Below are 19,846 nucleotides of genomic sequence, written 5' to 3'. Positions count from 1 at the left end.
CTTGAACCGTACGGACCCGTCACCAAATTAGTTGGTTCATGACCGGGGGGTCCCAGATCATCGACGTGGCCTTGGGCCCACAGCACGCCGGCTGGCGGCTCGACCGCGCACTGGCCGACGCCTTGCCCAGCCTATCGCGCGAACGGCTCAAGGCACTGGTCAAGGGCGGCGCACTCTATTGGGCGGGCCAAGCCCTCCGTGACCCTTCCGCCAAGGTTGTCGGCGACGAGCAGTTCCGCCTCGCAGTGCCCGAGGCCGCCCCGGCTCACAACAGAGCGCAGGACATACCGCTGCGGGTCGTGTTCGAGGATGAACACCTGCTGGTCATCGACAAGCCTGCGGGCCTCGTCGTTCACCCGGCCGCGGGCAACTTGCACGGTACGCTGGTCAACGCGTTGCTCCACCACTGCGCGGGGCAGCTGAGCGGGATCGGCGGGGTCGCTCGCCCCGGCATCGTTCACCGCATCGATAAGGACACCTCCGGCCTGCTCGTCGTGGCCAAGTCCGACCCGGCGCACGAAGGCCTCGCCCGCCAGTTCGCGGCGCACAGCATCGACCGCCGCTACCTCGCCGCGGTCTCGGGCATCCCAAAGAGCCCGGAAGGCACTGTTGACGCCCCGCTCGCCCGTTCGTCCAGCGATCGCAAGAAGATCGCGATCGTCGCCGACGGCCGCGGCAAGCGCGCGGTTACCCACTGGACTCGCCTGAAGCAGTGGCGCGACGCGGCCCTGGTCGAGTGCCGCCTGGAGACCGGCCGCACCCACCAGGTCCGGGTTCATATGGCTTCCATCGGCCATCCCCTGCTAGGGGACCCGGTCTATGGCCGATATGGCAAGCGCCTGCAGGAACTGCTTAAGTCATTGAGCTTTCATCGTCAGGCGCTGCACGCCGCCGTCCTGGGCTTCACCCACCCTATAACGAAGCACAGGCTGTCGTTTCAGTCGGAGGTACCACCCGATATGCAGGAACTGTTCACGGCCCTTGGTGTATAGGAAAACACTCGCTAGGCAGGTCAGTTCGGGACCGCCCGGCCCCCAGAGGAACGCACTCACTCATGGCACAGGCGAAGGCACTATCGATCCCCGCAACCGGCGGTGAGGCTGGCCTCAACCGCTATCTGTCGGAGATCAAGAAATTTCCCATCCTCGCTCCCGAGGAGGAATATATGCTCGCCAAGCGCTGGCGCGAGCATGAGGATACGGACGCGGCGGCCAAGCTGGTCAACTCGCACCTGCGGCTCGTGGCCAAGATCGCCATGGGCTACCGCGGCTACGGCCTGCCGGTCAGCGAGCTGATCTCCGAAGGCAACATCGGCCTCATGCAGGGCGTCAAGAAGTTCGAGCCCGACCGGGGCTTCCGCCTGGCGACCTACGCCATGTGGTGGATCCGAGCGTCCATCCAGGAATTCATCTTGCGCTCGTGGAGCCTGGTGAAGATCGGCACCACGGCCGCGCAGAAGAAGCTGTTCTTCAACCTGCGGCGCATGAAGAACCAGATCGACGCGTTCGAGGAAGGCGACCTCAAGCCCGAGGACGTCCTCAAGATCGCCACGGATCTCGGCGTGACCGAGGACGAGGTCGTGTCGATGAACCGTCGCATGTCGATGGGCGGTGACACCAGCCTCAATGCTCCCCTGAAGGGCAACGAGGATGGCGAAGGCCAGTGGCAGGACTTTTTGGTCGACAACGGTCCGCTCCAGGACGAACTGATCGCCGAGGACGAGGAGAAGCACGTCCGGCATGAGCTGCTCGGCAGGGCGATGGAGTCGCTGAACGACCGCGAGCGCCACATCCTGGCTGAGCGCCGGCTGGCCGACGATCCCAAGACCCTGGAAGAGTTGAGCCAGGTTTACGGCGTCAGCCGCGAGCGCATCCGCCAGATCGAGGTCCGCGCGTTCGAGAAGCTGCAGGGTTCGCTGCTCCGGATCGCCGGCGAGCAGCGCCTGCTGCCCGCCGCCTGATCACCTGAGCCCCCGCGACCTCACACGGTCGCGGGGTTCAGCACCGCGTCGATGTCCGCGGCCAAGTGCCGCTCGCGGACCTGCAGGTCGCCCCGCGTCAGATTGACGATCCGCCCCCGCCGCACGCCGTCGCGCGCGTCGAGCTGTCGCGCCCAGCGCATCACATGCTCATACTCGTGCACACTGAGGAACTCCGCCGCGCCTTCGTAGGTGCGGTCCAACGCCACGCCGCCGTACCAGGTCCAGATTGCCATGTCGGCGATGCTGTACTCAGGCCCCGCGACATACTCGCTCGTCGCCAGCTGCCTGTTCAGCACGTCGAACTGCCGCTTGGCCTCCATCGCATAGCGGTTAATCGCATATTCGATCTTCACCGGCGCGTAGGCGAAGAAGTGCCCGAACCCGCCGCCCAGGAACGGCGCGGAGCCCATTTGCCACATCAGCCACGACAGCACCCGCGCCCGCTGCGGCCCGGAGGAAGGCAGGAACGCGCCGAACTTCTCGGCTAGGTAGATCAGGATCGCACCGCTTTCGAACACGCGCACCGGCTCGGCGCCGGACCGATCCACCAGCGCCGGAATTTTGCTGTTCGGATTGACGCTAACGAAGCCGGACCCGAACTGGTCGCCTTCCATGATGTTGATCAGCCAGGCGTCATACTCCGCCTCGGCATGACCCCGCGCCAGCAGCTCCTCCAGCAGGATCGTGACCTTCTGCCCGTTCGGCGTACCCAGCGAATAGAGCTGCAGCGGATGCTCGCCGACCGGCAGTTCCTTGTCGTGGGTCGGTCCGGCGATGGGTCGGTTGATGCTGGCGAAACGTCCGCCATTCTCCCCTTCCCAGGTCCAGACCCTCGGCGGCGTGTATTCGGTGTCGGCCATATGCCCTCCTGCTCTGGCGGAGCGTAACCGAGCAGGTAGGCAGCCGCCGTCCGACTTTCCAGCGCGGCGGATTGAGCCTCCCTCCGCCGCCTCGCGCGTTGATCCGGCGAGAGGAGAAGCCCGATGCGTACCAACAGCGGCGACGGCAAGGCCAAGAACAACAACCACGATCCCACCCTCAGGGATCATGAGGGCGGCAAGGGCCCGGCCCAGACGGCCCTGCGCGACCGTGAGTTCGCCGAACAGCCCAAGGCACCATCAGACACCCGCGGAGGCCGCAAGTGACCGACCACAAGAAGAAGGGCGACTTCAATTCGACCGGCCGAGACGACGAGGTCGGCGGCAACAAGAAGGCGCACGACAAGGGCGAAAGCAACAGCCGCACTGGATCGAAGCAGAACGCCGGCCACGGCGGGCACAAGTAAAGCGCCCCGCAACCTTTCCGTCGTCATCGCCGGAAAGCAGGGACCCCGCTTCTGCCGTTCCATCGGCAAAGGCGGGATCCCGCGTTCGCGGGCTGGCGTGAATGAACTGCACGGATAGCCGCCGCCCCGAACGCCGCTCTTCCAAAGTAGGAACTGGCATGCCACTGCATCGGCATGCCCGCGTTCGCCGCCGTTCCGGCCTTTGCCGCTCGCCTGCGTCAGTACTCCTTGGGCGAAGAGATCCTGTTGGGTTCTAGGTATCGCCTTTGTCGCCTTCCACGCTCGGGCAAGCTCGCCTGATGGCCCGAGTCCTGCTCATCGTCGGGGGCGGCATTGCGGCATTCAAGGCGGCCGAGCTGATCCGCCTGGCTCGTCGTCGTGGTCATAGCGTCACCCCCGTCCTGACCGCAGCCGGCGCGCATTTCGTCACCCCTATGACCCTTGCCGCGCTGGCCGAAAGCCCGGTCTACACGTCGCTGTGGGACCTCAAGGACGAGACGGAGATGGGCCACATCCAGCTGTCCCGCGCCGCCGACATCGTCCTCGTCTGCCCCGCCACCGCCGACCTGCTGGCGAAGATGGCGGCCGGTATCGCCGACGACCTCGCCACCACCCTGCTGCTCGCCACCGACAAGCCGGTGGTCGCCGCCCCGGCCATGAACGTCCGCATGTGGCTCCATCCCGCCACCCAGGCCAACGTCGCCACCCTGCGCGCCCGCGGCACCACCGTGCTCGAACCGACCGAGGGCGAGATGGCGTGCGGCGAGTATGGGCCGGGCCGCCTGCCCGAACCGGCCGACATCCTTGCTCAAATGCCTCTCAGTTCCCCCACACTCGTGCCGAGCGGAAGAGCAGCCGAAGTCGACGTGCGCCAGAACCAGCGTCCGTCACTCGCTGGCACCCACATCCTCATCACCGCCGGCCCAACTCACGAACCGATCGACCCCGTCCGGGTGATCGCCAACCGTTCCTCCGGCCGCCAGGGCTTCGCCATCGCTGCCGCCGCGGCCCAGGCCGGCGCCCGGGTGACTCTGGTCGCCGGTCCGGTCCATCTGCCCACGCCCGGCGGAGTCGCCCGTATCGACGTTGAAAGCGCGGATGAGATGCTCACCGCGGTCGAGAGCGCCCTGCCGTGCGACGCCGCAATCATGGTCGCCGCGGTCGCCGACTGGAAGGTCCGCTCCTCGGCTACGAAGCTCAAGAAGAACGGCGGCCCGCCCGCGCTCGAGCTGCTGCCCAACCCCGACATCCTTGCCACGCTTGCTCAGCACCCACTGCGCCCGCGTCTGCTGGTCGGCTTTGCGGCGGAGACCGATGACCTGCTCGACAACGCCGCTGCCAAGCGCGCCCGCAAAGGCGCCGACTGGATTGTCGCCAACGACGTGTCCGGTGACGTGATGGGCGGCAGCCATAACCAGGTTCACCTGCTCACCGCCGTTGGCGACGAAGCCTGGGACAGCGCGCCCAAGGACGAGGTCGCACGCCGGCTGGTCGCCCGCATCGCGGAGGAACTCAACAAGCAATGATCCGCATCCAGATTGCCCGCCTGCCCCATGGGCAAGGCCTGCCCCTGCCCGCCTATGCGACGCCCGGCGCCGCCGGCATGGACGTGGTCGCGGCCGAGGACCTCGACCTTCACCCCGGCGAGCGCCACGCGGTGGCCACCGGCTTCAAGGTCGCCATTCCGGACGGATACGAGATCCAGGTCCGCCCGCGCTCCGGCCTCGCGCTCAAGCACGGCATCTCCGTGCCCAATACCCCCGGTACCATCGACAGCGACTATCGCGGGGAACTCAAGATCATCATGATCAACTTTGGCGCCCAGCCCTTCCCCATTCGCCGCGGCGAGCGCATCGCGCAGATCGTGCCCGCTGCCGTGACCCAAGCCGCTTGGGAAGAGGTCGCCGACCTCGACCAGACCGACCGCGGCGCCGGCGGGTTCGGCTCCACAGGCCAATGAGCCTCAAGGACGAGGAACTCGCCCGTTACAGCCGCCAAATCGTGCTGCCGCAGTTCGGCGGCGTCGGGCAGCAGCGGCTGAAGGCGGCGTCCGTCTGCGTGGTCGGCGCAGGCGGCATCGGCTGCGCGGTGATCCCTGCGTTAGCCGGCGCGGGCCTCGGCCACCTGACGGTGATCGATGGCGACATTCTCGATCTCAGCAATCTCCACCGCCAGCCGCTCTACCGCTCTCGCGAGGTGGGCGAGCCCAAGGCCGCGCTCGCCGGGCAGTTCGTGCGCCGCCTCAACCCGTTCACCGACGTAAATCCCGTTGAGCATCGCATCACCGGTGACAACGCATCCGACCTGCTCACCGGGCACGACCTGATCCTCGACGGCACCGACAATTTCGCGACCCGCCTTGTCGTCAGCGACACGGCCGTCCGCCTCGGCATTCCGCTGGTCAGCGCCGCCGCCGTCCAGTTCCAGGGCCAGCTCGGCCTGTTCCGCGGGGCACCGTGCTACCGCTGCTTCGTGGGCGACGCCTTTGACAGCGACGACTGCGATACCTGTGCCGAGCTCGGCGTGCTCGGCGCCCTTACCGGTACCGTCGGCAACGCCGCCGCCCTGCTCGCCATCCGCGCGCTGGCCCAGGTCGGCGACGACCCCGCCGGCAAGCTCCACCTGTTCGACGGACTGACCGGCGAGTGGCGCATCATGCGCCTGCCCGCCGATCCGGCGTGCCGGGCCTGCGGCACCTAGGCCTTCTTCGCCGCCTTCTTGGCTGGAGCCTTTTTGGCGGGCGCCTTCTTGCGACCCTTACCCTTGGCCGGCGCCTTGGCCGCCTTCTCGTCGATCAGGCGAACCGCCTCGTCCAGCGTGACCGCCTTCGGATCGGCGCTCTTCGGCAAGGTCGCGTGGGTCGTACCGTCGGTCACGTAGGGTCCGAACCGGCCCTCCAACACCTTCAGCTCCTTGGCAGTCTCCGGATGCGCGCCAAGCACCGCCAGCGGCTCGCGCGCTGCCCCGCGGCCCTTGCCCGCCCCGTTCGCCGCATCGGCAAGCTTGGCCACCGCCGCGTTCATGCCGGTCTCGAACACCTCCGCCGTGCTCGCCAGCCGCGCATACTTCCCCTGGTGCTGCAGGTATGGCCCGTAGCGCCCGATCGACGCCACGATCAGCTCGCCCGTCTCCGGATGCGCCCCGATCTCCCGCGGCAGGCTCAGCAGCCGCTTCGCCATGTCGAGGTCGAGGTCCGCCAGCGGCACGTCCTTCGGCACCGACGCCCGCTTGTCCCCCTGCTCGACATACGGCCCGAACCGCCCGCTCTTGAGGACGATACCTTCGCCTAGTTCCTGCGGTCCGTCGGACGCGCCCTCGGCGCCGGACTCACCCAGCTTACGCGTGAATTTGCACTCCGGATAGTTGGAGCAGGCGACGAAAGCGCCAAACTTGCCGCCGCGCAGCGCCAGCCGCCCGTTACCGCATGCCGGGCACAGCCGCGGATCGCTGTCATCACCCTTGTCTGGGAACAGCCACGGGCTCAGGAACTCGTCCAGTGCCAGCGTCACGTCGGACGGCTTCTGCTCCATGACCTCGCCCGCCTTGGGCTTGAAGTCCCGCCAGAAGGCCTCGAGCAGCTTGAGATAGTCGAGCCGCCCGCCCGACACGTCGTCCAGCTCGTCCTCGAGCTCGGCGGTGTAGTCGTAGCTGACGTAGCGTTCGAAGAAGCGCTCGAGAAACGCCGTTACGAGCCGTCCACTCTCCTGGGGTAGGAAGCGGTTCTTCTCCAGCACCACGTACTCGCGGTCCTTGAGCGTCTGCAGGGTAGCTGCATAGGTCGACGGCCGCCCGATCCCAAGCTCCTCCAGCCGCTTGACCAGGCTCGCCTCCGAATAGCGCGGCGGGGGCTGGGTGAAGCTCTGCACCGCATCGACGCCCAGCTTGGCCGGCGAGTCACCCCGGCTAAGGTGCGGCATCCGCGCGCTTTCCTCGTCCTGCGGATCGTCGCGACCTTCATCGTACAGCGCCATGAAACCTGGGAAGAGCACCACCTGACCGGTCGCCCGCAGCGTCGCTCGGCCTGCGCCATCGACCAGCTCGACCGTGGTCCGCTCCAGCCGTGCCGAGGCCATCTGGCTGGCGAGCGCCCGATTGTAGACCAGTTCGTGCAGCCGACCATGGTCGCCGCTGGCCGCCTTGGCGCGCGAGAAGTCAGTCGGGCGGATCGCCTCGTGCGCTTCCTGCGCGTTCTTGGCTTTGGTCGCATAATGGCGCGGCTTGTCGGGCAAGTAGCCGGCGTCATACCGGTTCGCGACGGCCTTGCGGGCAGCGGAGATCGCCTCGTCGGCCATCTGCACGCCGTCCGTCCGCATGTAGGTGATCAGCCCGTCCTCGTAGAGCTGCTGTGCCACCCGCATGGTGTGGCTGGCGGAAAAGCCGAGCTTACGCGCGGCCTCCTGCTGCAGGGTCGAGGTGGTGAACGGCGGCGGCGGGTTTTTGGCCTGCGGCTTGGTCTCGACCGAGGCAACGGTGAAACGCCCGCCTTCGACCGCCGCTCGCGCCGCATCGGCGCTGCCCTTGTCGCCAATGCTGAGCCGGTCGATCTTCTTTCCATCGAGCCCGACCAGCCGGGCGGTAAACTTCTGACCGTCCTGCTCGAATTGGGCCGAAACCGTCCAATATTCCTGCGCCCTGAACAGCTCGATCTCTCGCTCGCGATCGACGATCAGCCGCAGTGCGACCGACTGAACGCGGCCTGCGCTCTTCGCACCGGGCAGCTTGCGCCACAGGATCGGCGACAGGGTGAAGCCGACTAGATAATCCAGCGCCCGCCGCGCCTTGTAGGCGTCGATGAGGTCGGTATCGAGTTGCCGTGGCCGTCCCATGGCCTCGGTCACGGCCGACTTGGTGATCGCGTTGAACGTCACCCGCTCGACGTCGGCGGGAAGCGCTTTCTTCTTCCGCAGGACCTCCTGCACGTGCCAGCTGATCGCCTCGCCCTCGCGGTCAGGGTCGGTCGCCAGGATCAGCGTGTCCGCCTTCTTGGCCTCGTCTGCGATGGCTTTGAGCTGCTTGGCTTTGTCCGGATAGGTGTCCCACTCCATCGCGAAACCTTGTTCCGGATCTACCGACCCGTCCTTCCGCGGCAGATCGCGCACGTGTCCGTAGGAGGCCAGCACCCGGTGGCCCGGCCCAAGATACTTTTCGATGGTCTTTGCCTTAGCCGGCGATTCGACGACGACCAGCTTCACGAGTTCTGTCCCTTACGCATGCGTACGAGGGTGGGGAGTGTCGCCCGGGTCCGTCAAGCGGCCAAAACCGCTCCCTCCACTGTTCGTCCGCTCCGCCAGGCGGGCGAACTCAGGTCCAAGCGCAACAGTCTAGGCAGCCCAAGGTGCCAGCCCGCCCAGATCAGAGCGCCGCCGAGCAGGTCGACCGCATAGTGTCCGCCGAGTGGAATGGTGGCCATCAACATCAGGCCAAACCATCCGGACGCCAGCGCAAACGTCACTGGCCGATCGCGCCACAACCCAACGCCGATCAGCCCCATGATCACGTGGAACGACGGAAAGGAGACCACGCCGTCGATGGCATCGAACGACAGGACCGGCGTTGCTGCCCTGTAGAACTGCTCGAAACTTGGCCAGAAATACGTCATTGCACCCGGAGGGAGCAGGGCGAGCGTCTCCGAACTCACCCAGACGCCGATACCCTTTGCCGGCGTCATGACCGAGATCACGCAGACGGTCAGCAATGAGCCCATGAAGCTGCAAGCGGCGCGCCACAGCACCACCCGTCGACCAAGCAATGCGGCAGCCGCCATGCTGACAAACAGGATCGGTGTTGTGAGGTTGTACGCACCGGTTATTCCCATCTGGAAGCCGCTCGGCCGATGACCGATCCACTCTGCGTAACTTGCACTATCTAAGCCGATGGAACGATCGGCCTGCAGCAAGGCAGCATCGGCGAGCGGCAGGTGCCATCGTAGACCCAGCAGGCTGATGAAGCCGCATGCCAGACCACCCAACCAGATGTCCCCGAGTGCCGCACCGGCGTCCTTCATGCGGTCGCCGATCGGCAACGGCACCACCCCGATCACCATGGCCAGAACCGTCGTGGCGAGCATCGAGGAGCCGGCGCTTATTTGGAGGCGGACGTCGGAGGTGGCAATCATCGTGAGCGCTAAGCCAAGGCTGACGAGCGCAAGGGTGCGGGTCGCTCGGCGGTAGAAGCGCACCGCGTCATCCACCCGATCGGCGCCTTGCACAGTGCTTGTCATCATGACTGCTGTCGCACGGAGGGAGTTAAGGCAGAGTTCCCCCGCCGCGTTCGGGCACGTCGATCATGCCGTCCGCAGGCTGACCTTGCCGCCCGCGTGGCGGTCCAGCCGACCGGCTAGATCGAGTTCGAGCAGGATCAGCTGCACCGCGCCGCTGGCCAGGCCCGACATTCGCACCACGTCGTCCACCGGCGCAGGCGATGGCCCGAGCAGCTCCTCGACCCGCGCCCGCTCATCGGGCTCCGGTTCGGACACTGGCACGGCTGCGGTGAACGGCTGGGCGGGTGCGCGCACGCGGCTTATGCCTGGCCGCACTGCCTCCAGCACCTCCGCGGCATTCTGTACCAAGGTTGCGCCATCGCGGATCAGGCCGTTGCAGCCCTGCGCTCGGGGATCGAGCGGACTGCCTGGTACCGCCATCACCTCCCGCCCCATCTCGGCGGCCAGGCGGGCGGTGATCAGCGAGCCGGAACGCGGCGCGGCCTCGACCACCACCGTTCCGGCGCTGAGGCCAGCGATGATGCGGTTGCGGTGGGGAAAGTGACGGGCGCGCGGCTCGGTGCCCGGCGGCATTTCCGCCAGCACTAGCCCACGCTCGCCCATTTCGCGCTGTAGCTCCTCGTTTTCGGGCGGGTAGAAGACGTCAATCCCACCTGCAATCACCCCGATGGTCCCGCCATCGAGCGCGCCGACATGGGCCGCGGCGTCGATCCCTCGAGCGAGGCCTGAGACCACTACCACGTCCTCGCGGGCAAGGTCGTGCGCCAGCGTGCGGGCGAAGCGGCACGCGGCGGCACTGGCATTCCGGGCGCCAACGATGGCTACCAGCGAGCGATCGAGCAGGCTAAGATCCCCGCGCGCAATCAGAATGGGGGGTGCGCCATCCACCTCGGCAAGGGCGCGCGGGTAGAGCCCTTGGCCTGCAAGGACATAGCGGGCGCCTAGCTGCTCCACCCGCTCTACCTCTCGAAGGGCAGCCGCCTCCGTGAAGACGATGGGAGCCCGCCCGCCGCCTCGTGCCGCAAGGTCGGGAACGGCGGCCAGCGCCGCCGCGGCGCTGCCGAAGCGGCCGATCAGCTGGCGGTAGGTAATCGGCCCGATGCTCGGCGTGCGGATTAGCCGGAGGCGGGCGAGCAGGTCCTCGCTCAACGTGCGGTCCGTCCGACCCGCGGCTCCGTTCCCGCGCGCAGCCGGGCTAGATTCTCCTTGTGCTTCCAGATGACCAGCACTGCGAACACGGCCAGCATCGGCACCAGCTCCGAGCGACCGGTGACCGCCGCGATCACCGGCGCGCTCACCGCCGCGGCCATCCCTGCAACCGAGCTGACTCGGATAACCAGCAGCATGGCGATCCAAATCGCGGCGTAGATGGCGGCCGCGACCGGCAGCAAGGGCAGCAGCACTCCAAGCAGGGTCGCGACGCCCTTGCCACCACGAAAGCGCAGCCACACGGGATAGAGATGACCGATCAGCGCGCCGGCCGCCGCGAACCGGCCGCCGTCCGGCCACAGGCTGGCGGCGATCCACACCGCCGCCGCGCCCTTCAGCGCATCGAGCAGCAGGGTCGCCGCAGCCAGCCCCTTCGACCCGGTGCGGAGGACGTTGGTGGCGCCGATGTTACCGGAACCGACGGCCCTGATGTCGCCCTTGCCCGCCAGCCGCGTCAGTACCAGGCCGAACGGAATGGCGCCAAGCAGGTAGCCAAGGGCGAAGGCCAGCAATCCTGGCTGCAGGTAGGCAGGCATTGCGGGTTGGTAGCAGACCACGCGTCCTTCGCAATCTTGCCGGATGGCGACCGCGCAGCCATTGCTGCGTCATGACGGCCGATGCCCCAATTTTGTTTTTCGATTCCGGTGTGGGGGGCCTATCTGTCCTCGCAGATGCCCGTCGCCAGCTGCCGACGGCGTCAATCGTCTATGCTGCCGACAGTGCCGGATTCCCGTACGGCACGAAGCCGGAAGCGGAGCTTGCGGCGCGGGTTCCAGCCCTGCTCGGCCGGCTGGTCGAGCGCTACCATCCACGCCTTGTCGTGATCGCCTGCAACACGGCCTCCACCATCGCGCTTGCCCACGTCCGCGCCGCGCTGGACCTGCCGGTGGTTGGCACCGTGCCCGCGATCAAGCCGGCGGCCGAGCAAAGCCGTACCCGGGTTATCGGCGTCCTCGGCACCGAAGCCACGGTGCGCCAGCCGTACGTCGACGACCTTTCCGCCCGCTTCGCGGCCGACTGTGAGGTACTGCGGCACGGCTCAGCCGAACTGGTGCGGCTGGGCGAGGCCAAGATCGCTGGCGAGCGGATCGATCCCGCCGCAATCTCCGCCGCCGTCCAGCCTCTTGCCGAGCGGCGGGACATGGACATGGTCGTGCTCGCCTGCACCCACTTCCCACTGCTCGGCGAAGAGCTGCGCGCGGCCCTCCCCCATGCCGCCCAAGTGGATGGCGCCGCCGGAATAGCCCGCCGTATCGCCCATCTTACCTCCCGCCAGCCATGGCCGGTTCAGCCATCCGGCGGTATCGCAGTCTTCACCGGCAATCCTCCATCGCTGCCGCTGCAGGCGGCGCTGGGGGATTACGGACTTTCCCGGATCGAGCGGCTCTGACCCGTCTGGCAAAAGCCGCGCTATACGGGTAATGGGCCCAGCGGGTAGGCGAGGCACAGGCACTTGGATTACAAGCATATCTTCCAGGCCGCGATCGATCGGTTGCACGACGAGGGCCGCTATCGGGTGTTCATCGACATCCTGCGCACCCGCGGCAAGTACCCGGACGCGCAGTGCTTTGGGGGCAACGGCCCCAAGCCGATCACCGTTTGGTGCTCCAACGACTACCTTGGCATGGGCCAGCATCCGGCCGTGCTGACCGCCATGGAGGAAGCGCTGCACGATGTGGGCGCCGGCTCGGGCGGCACCCGCAACATTGGCGGCAACACTCATTACCATGTCGAGCTGGAGGCGGAGCTCGCCTCGCTTCATGGCAAGGAAGCGGCGCTGCTGTTCACCAGCGGCTATGTCTCGAATGAGGCGGCCTTGTCGACTCTCGGCAAGCTGCTGCCCGGCTGCGTGATCTTCTCGGACGAGCTCAATCACGCCTCCATGATAGCCGGGATCAAGAACTCGGGTTGCGAAAAGCGCGTCTTCCGCCACAACGACCTGGCGCACCTTGAGGAACTGCTCGAGGGCGAAGAGCCTGGCACGCCCAAGCTGATCGCCTTTGAAAGCGTCTACTCGATGGACGGCGACGTCGCTCCGATCGCCGCCATCTGTGACCTTGCCGACCGCTACGGCGCCCTCACCTACCTCGACGAGGTCCATGCGGTGGGCATGTACGGGGAGCATGGTGGCGGCATCTCGGAGCGCGACGCGGTCGCCGACCGGGTCACCATCATCGAGGGCACGCTTGGCAAGGCCTTTGGCGTGATGGGCGGCTACATCGCCGCCGACCGCAACATCGTCGATTGCATCCGCAGCTATGCGCCCGGCTTCATCTTCACCACGTCACTGTCGCCGGTCCTCGTCGCTGGCGCCCTAGCCAGCGTCCGCCACCTCAAGGCCTCGGCCATGGAGCGCGACGCCCAGCAGGATGCCGCCGCCATGCTCAAGCGCAAGTTCGCCGACGCGGGCCTGCCGGTGATGGAAAGCGTCACCCACATCGTCCCGCTGCTGGTCGGCTGCCCGGTCAAGGCCAAGCGGATCAGTGATGTGCTGCTCGCCGAGTACGGCCTTTACGTTCAACCGATCAACTACCCCACGGTCCCACGCGGGACCGAGCGCCTGCGTTTCACGCCAGGTCCGTGGCACAGCGAGGACAAGCAGGACGAGCTGGTCGGTGCACTGGTCGAGATCTGGGACAGGCTGGAGCTGAAGGCCGCGGCCTGAGCCGTTCGGAAGGGCTCGTGGAAACGAGCCCTCTCCATTCAGAACGCAATGGCATCCTTCCAGTTGGTCTTGTCGATCGCCGCCAGGATCGTCGCCTTGTCCTGGTTCTGGTCGATCATCCCGAGGATCTTGGCAGCGGGCGCGTCTGGCTTGGCGTGCGGCGCGGCGGCGAGCGTCACTAGTGCACTGCGCGCAGTTGCCATGTCACCTTGGCGGATGGCGGCAACGATAACCCGGGTCCTGACTGCCTCATCCTGCGGAACCAGCACCAGCGCGCGGAGCAAGCCGTCCTGAGCCGCCTTGCTCGGGGTCTGGCCCGCCGCAGTGAAGCTATCGTGGTAGAGCACCAGCGGCAGAGCGTAGTCCGGGTTTACGCGGTTCGCACGGACGAAGAACTTGCGCGCGTTCGCCCAGTCGCCAGCCCGGGCGTAAACCCGCCCGCGATAGACCAGTGCCATCATGTTGTTCGGATCAAGTGCGAGTGCGCGCTCTGCAGCGGCTGCGGCCGCCGCATTGTTCTTGGCGTCATACTCAGTCTCGGCGAGTGCGCGCTGGACGAAGCCATCGTTCTCGCATCCGGCCGCGGCCGTGCGCGCCTGCTGAGCCACCTTCGCAGCGGTCTGCTCATTCACGCCGACCGCAGAGCGCACCCGCACGGGCATGATCTTTGCCTGGCAGGCAGACAGCGTACGGACGGTCGCCTTGCCGCCACTGACCTTTGCCGCTGGCACCGCGATGCTCGGGAACTTGCGCGAGCGCAGGTGTACCCGGAGGTCACTATCGAGCTTACCTAAGTCACCGAACGCCCGCTTGCCGGCGTCCAGGCTCGGCGCTCCATCACCGATCAGACGCATGTACGTGTCCAGCTGGCCAGCGCGTGCCTTGTTGAGCATCAGCATGTGCACCATCGCCCAGCCGCGCGCATAAAGATGATCCTGGTCCGTGCCGCCAAGCCGGCGTTTGTCGGCCGTGAGCAGTTCCTCCGCGCTCATCTGATTTTGCTCGGCAAGGGCAAAGCCGCGGCTTTGCGGCAAGCCGCCAAGAAGAAGGCTGCCATCCGGGCGGGGCTCGACGGTTCCGAAGAACTCGGCCAGCCCTTCGCTGACCCACAATGGATAAGCGACCTTTGCTCCACCAAGCAGAATCGCGTGGAAGTATTCGTGGAACAGGACCTGCTGTGGCCGCATGTATTCGGAGACCGTACCCATACTCCGGGGCGTAACCGCGAGGGCGCCCTGCGCCCCTGGCTTGTAGAATCCGGCAACGTCATCCCGGCCGGCCAGCCGCTCGACGGTGCCCAGGTCGGACACAAAGTAGACTGTTACCTTGTTGGCGCGTTCCGCGGCGCTGTCGGGTGTGTTGGTCACGGCCCGTAGCAGCTTGTCGACCCGCTCGAGTTGTTCGGCGAACTCAGACGCTTCGGCTGGCTTCAGGTCGCCGTAGACAAGGAAGTGATCGCTGCTCGCCTCGACCCACTCGGCACTGGCCGGCTGAGCGCCGCACAGAGCGCCGGCAAGCAGGCCCCACTTCTTCCACCGAACCATCTTTCCCCCAACATCGTCAGCAGGTTGACCGAGCGGCGGCAAGCGTAACGGGGCTAGGGCGCAATGCAAGCCGCGCAGGACCGGCAAAAACAGGGAAATGCCCTGCGGTTAACTTCCTGCTATTCCTGTCTGCGCGACTCAGTCGGGGGCCCGAGTGCACAGTTTGACTACCGCCTTGCGACCGCCTGCACGTCTTCGGGCCATTCCGGAGCGCTACGCCCGGTTGCTGCGGCTCGTCTGGGCACTGCTGTTCGGCTTTGCGCTGGTGGTCGTCGTGCTGGCGACCGCCCATTCGCTGCGCGCGACCTACTCCTACTCGCCCACCTTCGCGGCGTTCGGGCTAAGCGCGCAGGTTCAGGACGATGCATCCGTGCTGGTCAGCCAGGCGACAGCCAACGGCAGTGGCAGCAGCCGGCAATACCGCATCTTGGCAATCAACGGCCGGACGGTCGAGCGGGGCGACCTGATCGCCGACGTGGCCCATCGGCTGGCGCAGGCGCCTGGCCCGACCATCTCGCTTCTGCTTCAATCACCCGAAGGCCGACAGTTCCGGTCCGTCCGCCTCCGCCACCCTGCGAAACTGTCCCCGGCGGACGCGCACGCCCGCGACCTGCGGGTGGCGACCCGGCTCGGCTTCGCGCTGCTCGCCTGCGCCGTGCTGCTGCTGTGCAGTTCGTTGCTGGCGCTTCGCCGACCGGAAGACCCTGTCGCCATGTTGTTCGCGCTGGTCTTCGCGCTGATGGCGGCGTCGATCGACCCACCGGTGCAGCTCTGGCTTTGGACCGGCGTGGGCTGGGCCGAGGACGTGCTCGCCAGCACTTGGTTCTACCTTCTGCTGGTCGCCCTTGCGCTGTTCCCGGACGGCATCTTCGTTCCGCGCGCCATGCGCTGGATGATTTACGCGGCGGTGCCCCTAGTGATCTTCGCCAGCCTGCCAGATGTGAACGAAACCGTGCAGGTGGTCGTCGCCCTGGTCGCCCTGCTGGCGATGCTCGGCGGCCAGGTGACCCGTTACCGCCGGCTTACTCCTGGCATCGAGCGACAGCAGATCAAGTGGGCGGCGTTCGGCTTCGCCGCCGGGTTCGTCCTGCTGCTCGTCGCCTTCCTGATGGCTGCTGCCATCCCAGACGACCCCGCGCTCAGGAATCCGCTGTTCAATCTTGCGACCTTGGTGTTCTTTTCGCTCGGTATGGCGGCAATCCCGTTCGGACTGCTGATCGCACTTACCCAGTTCCGGCTGTGGGAAGCGGACACGGTGATCACCCGCTCGGCCGCTTATGCCGTGGTCACTCTGATCGTTGGCGTAGTCTGGGCCGCCAGCGCGGACCTGGTGAAGCTGGTCGTATCGGAAGTCATGGGCCGGGAAAGCGAGGCAGGCGCGACGGCTATCAGCGCGATGATCGCCGCGGGCGTGTTTGCCCCCACCCAATCCGCAGTGCTCGGCTGGACCCGCCGCAAGTTCGGCGGCCCGCTTGATCGGGTCCGCAGCGCCGCCGAGCGCCTGAAGAATTGGGGTCTGACCGAAACGCCGGAGGAGGTGGCCACACGGGCGCTGGGCATCGTCGACGAGGCAATGCATCCGCTCGTTGCGGGGATTGTGCTCGACCTGCCAAGCGGACCGGTGATGGTTGCGGCGCGCGGCATGCATTCACCGACCGACCGCCGAGTGCATGATCGCTTGCTGCTGGAGGACGAGGAAGGCCCGGTCGGGCGGCTGCTGCTCGGCCGCCGCTCGGACGGCAACCGCTACAATACGCAGGAGCTAAAGGCCGTGCGAGAGCTGGTGCCGAACCTCGCCGATGCCCTGCGGGTCGCCCGCAGCCGGCACTCGCGCGAGTCCGTGCTGCAGCAGCAATTAGAGGCCATGGCGGCGCGGCTGGCGCAGCTTGAAGGCGGCACGCCCAGGCCCGCCTGAAGCGTTGCTCGGCACTGGCGAATCCTTGCTGCTTGCCCTAGGGCAGCGCCATGCGCATCGCCCTTGCCGCCGATCATGCCGGGTACGTTCTGAAGGACGAGCTCGCGGCTTGGCTGCGCGAGAGCGGACACGAGGTGTTGGACCTCGGCACGAACGGACCGGAGAGCGTCGATTATCCGGCGTTCGGCGCCCGCCTGGCTGACGCGATCGCCGAGGGCGACGCGGAGCGCGGGGTCGCGGTGTGCGGGTCCGGCATCGGCATTTCTATTGCGATCAATCGCCACGCGGCCTGCCGCTGCGCTCTGGTCAGCGAGCCACTATCGGCCGCGCTGGCCCGCGAGCATAATGACGCCAATGTTCTTGCTCTGGGCGCTCGACTGACCGGACCCGACCTGGCGCGAGCCTGCGTGACCGCTTTTCTCTCCAGCGATTTCGCCGGCGGCCGCCACCAGCGTCGCGTCGACCTCCTTTCTCCCGCACTTCAAGGATCCGACTGATGGCCACTGCCGCCAATCTGAACGACGTCCAGCCGCAGGGCTTCTTTACTCGCCCGTTGGCCGAGGCCGACCGCGCGGTCGCCGACGCGATCGGCGCCGAGCTGACGCGCGAGCAGACGCAAATCGAGCTGATCGCGTCGGAGAACATCGTCTCGCGCGCCGTCCTTGAGGCGCAAGGCTCCGTCCTCACCAATAAGTATGCCGAGGGCTATCCCGGCCGCCGCTACTATCAGGGCTGCGTCCCGTCCGACGCCGTCGAGCAACTCGCGATCGACCGCGCCAAGCAGCTGTTCGGCTGCGGCTTTGCCAACGTCCAGCCGCACTCGGGCGCGCAGGCCAACGGCGCCGTGTTCCTGGCGCTGCTGCAGCCCGGCGACACAATCATGGGCATGAGCCTGGCCGCCGGCGGCCACCTGACCCACGGTGCTCCCCCGGCCCAATCAGGCAAGTGGTTCAACGCCGTCCAGTATGGCGTGCGCCAAGAGGATCACCTGGTCGACTTCGACGAGGTCGCCCGGGTTGCGCAGGAAAGCCGCCCCAAGCTGATCATTGCCGGCGGCTCGGCCTATCCGCGTCACCTCGACTTCGCCAAGTTCCGCGAGATCGCGGACAGCGTTGGCGCCTATCTGATGGTCGACATGGCCCACTTCGCCGGCCTGGTTGCCGCAGGCGAGCACCCGTCGCCCTTCGGCCATGCCCACGTGGTGACCACCACCACCCACAAGACCCTGCGCGGGCCGCGTGGCGGCATGGTGCTGACCGACGACGAAGCAATCGCCAAGAAGGTCAACTCGGCCGTCTTTCCCGGCCTTCAGGGCGGCCCGCTGATGCATGTCATCGCCGCCAAGGCGGTCGCCTTCGGCGAAGCGCTCCAGCCCGACTTCAAGACCTATGCTCAGGCGGTTATCCGCAACGCTCAGGCGCTCGCCAGCCGCCTCAAGGAGCGCGGCGCCGATTTGGTCGCCGGCGGCACCGACACGCACCTTGCGCTGGTCGACCTCCGCCCACTCGGCCTCACCGGCAAGGACGCGGACGAGAGTCTGGAGCGGTCGGGCATCACCTGCAACAAGAACGGCATTCCGTTCGACCCGCTGCCGCCGCTGAAGACCAGCGGCATCCGCGTCGGCTCCCCTGCTGGCACCACCCGCGGCTTCGGCGAACCGGAGTTCCACGACATCGCCGACATGGTCGCGGACGTGCTGGACGGTCTCAAGGCTAACGGCCTCGACGGGAACGGCCCGGTCGAGCGGCAGGTCAACGGCCGCGTTCGCGACCTGTGCGCCCGCTTCCCCATCTATCAGGGCTGATCCTTGCGCTGTCCATTCTGCGGTGACACCGACAGCCAGGTAAAGGACAGCCGCTCGTCGGAGGACGGCGCGGCCATCCGCCGCCGCCGCCAGTGCGAGGGCTGCGGGGCGCGGTTCACCACCTTCGAACGCATCCAGCTGCGCGACCTGACCGTGGTCAAGAAGAACGGGCGTCGCGAGGCGTTCGATCGGAGCAAGCTTGCGCGTGCCATCGGCTTCGCCTGCCGCAAGCGCGATATCGCGCCTGAACGGGTCGAACGACTGGTCAGCGGCATACAGCGCCAGCTCGAAACACGTGGGGACGAGGTACGCGCCGAGGAGATCGGAGAGCTCGTGATGGACGGGCTGAAGACCCTCGATCACGTGGCCTACATTCGCTTCGCAAGCATCTACAAGGACTTCAACGAAGCTAGCGATTTCGCTGAGATCGCGGGCGAGGTGGTTGAGGTTCCCGACGACGCTCCGGCTCCGGCGCAGCCCGACAAGCTCCTGTGACCGCACCCAAGCCGGTCATCATCCTCGTCCAGCCGCAATTGGGCGAGAACATCGGCAAGGCCGCGCGCGCCATGCTGAACTTTGGCCTGACTGAGATGCGGCTGGTCGCCCCGCGCGACGGATGGCCCAACCCGTCTGCCGGTCCGGCGGCGAGCGGCGCGGATCTCGTGCTCGAACAGGCGCAGGTCTTCGACACGCTCGCCAAGGCCGTGGCCGACTGCTCCACCGTCTACGCCTCCACCGTCCGCCGCCGCGAACTCGTTGTGCCCGTGATCGGCCCCGAGGAGATGGCGCAGCGTATCGTCGGCTTAACCGGTCGCTCCGCCATCCTGTTCGGCCCCGAGCGCTCCGGCCTTGCCACGGAAGACGTGGCCGTCGCCGACGCGATCGTCACCGTCCCGATCAATCCCGAATTCGGCAGCCTCAATCTCGCGCAGGCTGTCATCCTGCTCGCCTACGAATGGTCGCGGTCGCAGGATCTCGCCCAGCCCACCGTCCGCGAGGTCGAACCACCGGCACCGCACGCCGACGTGGACGGCCTCATCGGCCATTGGGAAGCCGAGCTCGACGCCGTCGGCTACTTCTTCCCGCCCGAGCGCACCCAGGCCACCCGCAATACCATCCGCACCATCTTCACCAAGACCGGCTGGTCTACCCGTGAGATCAAGGCCGTTCGTGGGATGCTCCGGGCCGTGGTGAACCGCCGTCCGCCCCGAGCCTGACCGAGA

At 67.0% G+C, this 19,846-nt stretch carries 20 protein-coding genes; 14 read left to right on the top strand and 6 right to left on the bottom strand.

What is annotated here, in order from left to right; genetic code table 11:
• Positions 1 to 38 precede the first annotated feature (38 nt).
• Entirely contained in the window at positions 39 to 992 is a 954-nt protein-coding gene (locus OMW55_RS13670; RefSeq protein ID WP_264883930.1) for an RluA family pseudouridine synthase, read from the top strand.
• 62 nt (positions 993 to 1,054) lie between these two features.
• Positions 1,055 to 1,960, top strand: coding sequence for an RNA polymerase sigma factor RpoH (gene rpoH, locus OMW55_RS13665; RefSeq protein ID WP_264883928.1), 906 nt, complete (start codon positions 1,055 to 1,057; stop codon positions 1,958 to 1,960).
• 20 nt (positions 1,961 to 1,980) lie between these two features.
• Here the strand turns inward: rpoH and yghU are convergent, their stop codons facing one another.
• Positions 1,981 to 2,841 (bottom strand): glutathione-dependent disulfide-bond oxidoreductase, encoded by an 861-nt coding sequence (gene yghU, locus OMW55_RS13660; RefSeq protein WP_264883927.1) that lies wholly within the window; start codon positions 2,839 to 2,841, stop codon positions 1,981 to 1,983.
• Between the two features lie 123 nt (positions 2,842 to 2,964).
• Between yghU and OMW55_RS13655 the strand changes: the two genes are divergently transcribed.
• The 5 genes from OMW55_RS13655 to OMW55_RS13635 all read left to right on the top strand — a co-directional run bounded on the left by OMW55_RS13655 (position 2,965) and on the right by OMW55_RS13635 (position 5,966).
• Positions 2,965 to 3,126 (top strand): hypothetical protein, encoded by a 162-nt coding sequence (locus OMW55_RS13655; protein ID WP_264883925.1) that lies wholly within the window; start codon positions 2,965 to 2,967, stop codon positions 3,124 to 3,126.
• Entirely contained in the window at positions 3,123 to 3,266 is a 144-nt protein-coding gene (locus OMW55_RS13650; protein WP_264883923.1) for a hypothetical protein, read from the top strand. The genes OMW55_RS13655 and OMW55_RS13650 overlap by 4 nt, the downstream gene beginning before the upstream one ends.
• A gap of 299 nt (positions 3,267 to 3,565) precedes the next feature.
• Positions 3,566 to 4,792: a bifunctional phosphopantothenoylcysteine decarboxylase/phosphopantothenate--cysteine ligase CoaBC gene (gene coaBC, locus OMW55_RS13645; RefSeq protein ID WP_264883921.1), complete on the top strand. Its 1,227-nt coding sequence runs from the start codon at positions 3,566 to 3,568 to the stop codon at positions 4,790 to 4,792.
• Positions 4,789 to 5,226 carry a dUTP diphosphatase gene (dut, locus tag OMW55_RS13640; protein ID WP_264883919.1) on the top strand — a complete coding sequence of 146 codons (438 nt, stop codon included), beginning with the start codon at positions 4,789 to 4,791 and terminating at the stop codon, positions 5,224 to 5,226. The genes coaBC and dut overlap by 4 nt, the downstream gene beginning before the upstream one ends.
• On the top strand, positions 5,223 to 5,966 hold the full coding sequence (locus OMW55_RS13635; protein ID WP_264883918.1) for a HesA/MoeB/ThiF family protein: 744 nt from the start codon (positions 5,223 to 5,225) through the stop codon (positions 5,964 to 5,966). Before dut ends, OMW55_RS13635 begins: the two co-directional genes overlap by 4 nt.
• Here OMW55_RS13635 and topA read toward each other — a convergent pair.
• The 4 genes from topA to plsY form a co-directional block, all read right to left on the bottom strand.
• Entirely contained in the window at positions 5,963 to 8,458 is a 2,496-nt protein-coding gene (topA, locus tag OMW55_RS13630) for a type I DNA topoisomerase (protein ID WP_264883917.1), read from the bottom strand. The genes OMW55_RS13635 and topA overlap by 4 nt on opposite strands.
• Positions 8,459 to 8,511: 53 nt before the next feature.
• On the bottom strand, positions 8,512 to 9,456 hold the full coding sequence (locus OMW55_RS13625) for a phosphatase PAP2 family protein (protein ID WP_264883915.1): 945 nt from the start codon (positions 9,454 to 9,456) through the stop codon (positions 8,512 to 8,514).
• A 93-nt stretch (positions 9,457 to 9,549) separates the two neighbouring features.
• Positions 9,550 to 10,635, bottom strand: a complete 1,086-nt coding sequence (gene dprA / locus OMW55_RS13620) for a DNA-processing protein DprA (RefSeq protein ID WP_264883913.1) — start codon at positions 10,633 to 10,635, stop codon at positions 9,550 to 9,552.
• Positions 10,632 to 11,231, bottom strand: a complete 600-nt coding sequence (gene plsY, locus OMW55_RS13615) for a glycerol-3-phosphate 1-O-acyltransferase PlsY (RefSeq protein WP_264883911.1) — start codon at positions 11,229 to 11,231, stop codon at positions 10,632 to 10,634. The genes dprA and plsY overlap by 4 nt, the downstream gene beginning before the upstream one ends.
• 71 nt (positions 11,232 to 11,302) lie before the next feature.
• Between plsY and murI the strand changes: the two genes are divergently transcribed.
• A complete protein-coding gene (gene murI / locus OMW55_RS13610) occupies positions 11,303 to 12,085 on the top strand; it encodes a glutamate racemase (protein WP_264883909.1) in 783 nt (260 codons plus the stop codon).
• Between the two features lie 63 nt (positions 12,086 to 12,148).
• A complete protein-coding gene (hemA, locus tag OMW55_RS13605; protein WP_264883907.1) occupies positions 12,149 to 13,360 on the top strand; it encodes a 5-aminolevulinate synthase in 1,212 nt (403 codons plus the stop codon).
• Between the two features lie 38 nt (positions 13,361 to 13,398).
• Here hemA and OMW55_RS13600 read toward each other — a convergent pair whose 3' ends face one another.
• Positions 13,399 to 14,904 (bottom strand): DUF1570 domain-containing protein, encoded by a 1,506-nt coding sequence (locus tag OMW55_RS13600; protein WP_264883906.1) that lies wholly within the window; start codon positions 14,902 to 14,904, stop codon positions 13,399 to 13,401.
• A 175-nt stretch (positions 14,905 to 15,079) separates the two neighbouring features.
• On the opposite strand from OMW55_RS13600, the gene OMW55_RS13595 reads away from it, so the two are divergent.
• Genes OMW55_RS13595 through OMW55_RS13575 form a run of 5 tightly spaced genes read left to right on the top strand, consistent with a single transcriptional unit; the run spans position 15,080 to position 19,840 of the window.
• The gene (locus OMW55_RS13595) at positions 15,080 to 16,819 is read left to right on the top strand and encodes a hypothetical protein (RefSeq protein ID WP_264883904.1); all 1,740 of its coding nucleotides are present in this window, start codon (positions 15,080 to 15,082) and stop codon (positions 16,817 to 16,819) included.
• A gap of 50 nt (positions 16,820 to 16,869) precedes the next feature.
• Entirely contained in the window at positions 16,870 to 17,316 is a 447-nt protein-coding gene (gene rpiB / locus OMW55_RS13590; RefSeq protein ID WP_264883903.1) for a ribose 5-phosphate isomerase B, read from the top strand.
• Positions 17,316 to 18,623: a serine hydroxymethyltransferase gene (glyA, locus tag OMW55_RS13585; protein ID WP_264883901.1), complete on the top strand. Its 1,308-nt coding sequence runs from the start codon at positions 17,316 to 17,318 to the stop codon at positions 18,621 to 18,623. Before rpiB ends, glyA begins: the two co-directional genes overlap by 1 nt.
• A 3-nt stretch (positions 18,624 to 18,626) precedes the next feature.
• A complete protein-coding gene (gene nrdR, locus OMW55_RS13580; RefSeq protein WP_264883899.1) occupies positions 18,627 to 19,118 on the top strand; it encodes a transcriptional regulator NrdR in 492 nt (163 codons plus the stop codon).
• Positions 19,115 to 19,840 (top strand): RNA methyltransferase, encoded by a 726-nt coding sequence (locus OMW55_RS13575; RefSeq protein ID WP_264883897.1) that lies wholly within the window; start codon positions 19,115 to 19,117, stop codon positions 19,838 to 19,840. Before nrdR ends, OMW55_RS13575 begins: the two co-directional genes overlap by 4 nt.
• Positions 19,841 to 19,846: the final 6 nt, after the last annotated feature.

This window comes from Sphingomonas arvum, assembly GCF_026013565.1.
Classification (GTDB): Bacteria; Pseudomonadota; Alphaproteobacteria; order Sphingomonadales; family Sphingomonadaceae; genus Sphingomicrobium; species Sphingomicrobium arvum.
This window is presented reverse-complemented; position numbering and strand designations above follow the sequence as displayed.

Bases quoted from the DNA above. Each gene is read 5' to 3' on its own strand.
- glyA (WP_264883901.1), top strand. From the start codon at position 17,316: ATGGCCACTGCCGCCAATCTGAACGACGTCCAGCCGCAGGGCTTCTTT.
- plsY (WP_264883911.1), bottom strand. From the start codon at position 11,231: ATGCCTGCCTACCTGCAGCCAGGATTGCTGGCCTTCGCCCTTGGCTAC.
- coaBC (WP_264883921.1), top strand. From the start codon at position 3,566: ATGGCCCGAGTCCTGCTCATCGTCGGGGGCGGCATTGCGGCATTCAAG.
- dut (WP_264883919.1), top strand. From the start codon at position 4,789: ATGATCCGCATCCAGATTGCCCGCCTGCCCCATGGGCAAGGCCTGCCC.
- yghU (WP_264883927.1), bottom strand. From the start codon at position 2,841: ATGGCCGACACCGAATACACGCCGCCGAGGGTCTGGACCTGGGAAGGG.
- murI (WP_264883909.1), top strand. From the start codon at position 11,303: ATGACGGCCGATGCCCCAATTTTGTTTTTCGATTCCGGTGTGGGGGGC.
- OMW55_RS13670 (WP_264883930.1), top strand. From the start codon at position 39: ATGACCGGGGGGTCCCAGATCATCGACGTGGCCTTGGGCCCACAGCAC.
- OMW55_RS13655 (WP_264883925.1), top strand. From the start codon at position 2,965: ATGCGTACCAACAGCGGCGACGGCAAGGCCAAGAACAACAACCACGAT.
- rpiB (WP_264883903.1), top strand. From the start codon at position 16,870: ATGCGCATCGCCCTTGCCGCCGATCATGCCGGGTACGTTCTGAAGGAC.
- rpoH (WP_264883928.1), top strand. From the start codon at position 1,055: ATGGCACAGGCGAAGGCACTATCGATCCCCGCAACCGGCGGTGAGGCT.
- OMW55_RS13600 (WP_264883906.1), bottom strand. From the start codon at position 14,904: ATGGTTCGGTGGAAGAAGTGGGGCCTGCTTGCCGGCGCTCTGTGCGGC.
- OMW55_RS13635 (WP_264883918.1), top strand. From the start codon at position 5,223: ATGAGCCTCAAGGACGAGGAACTCGCCCGTTACAGCCGCCAAATCGTG.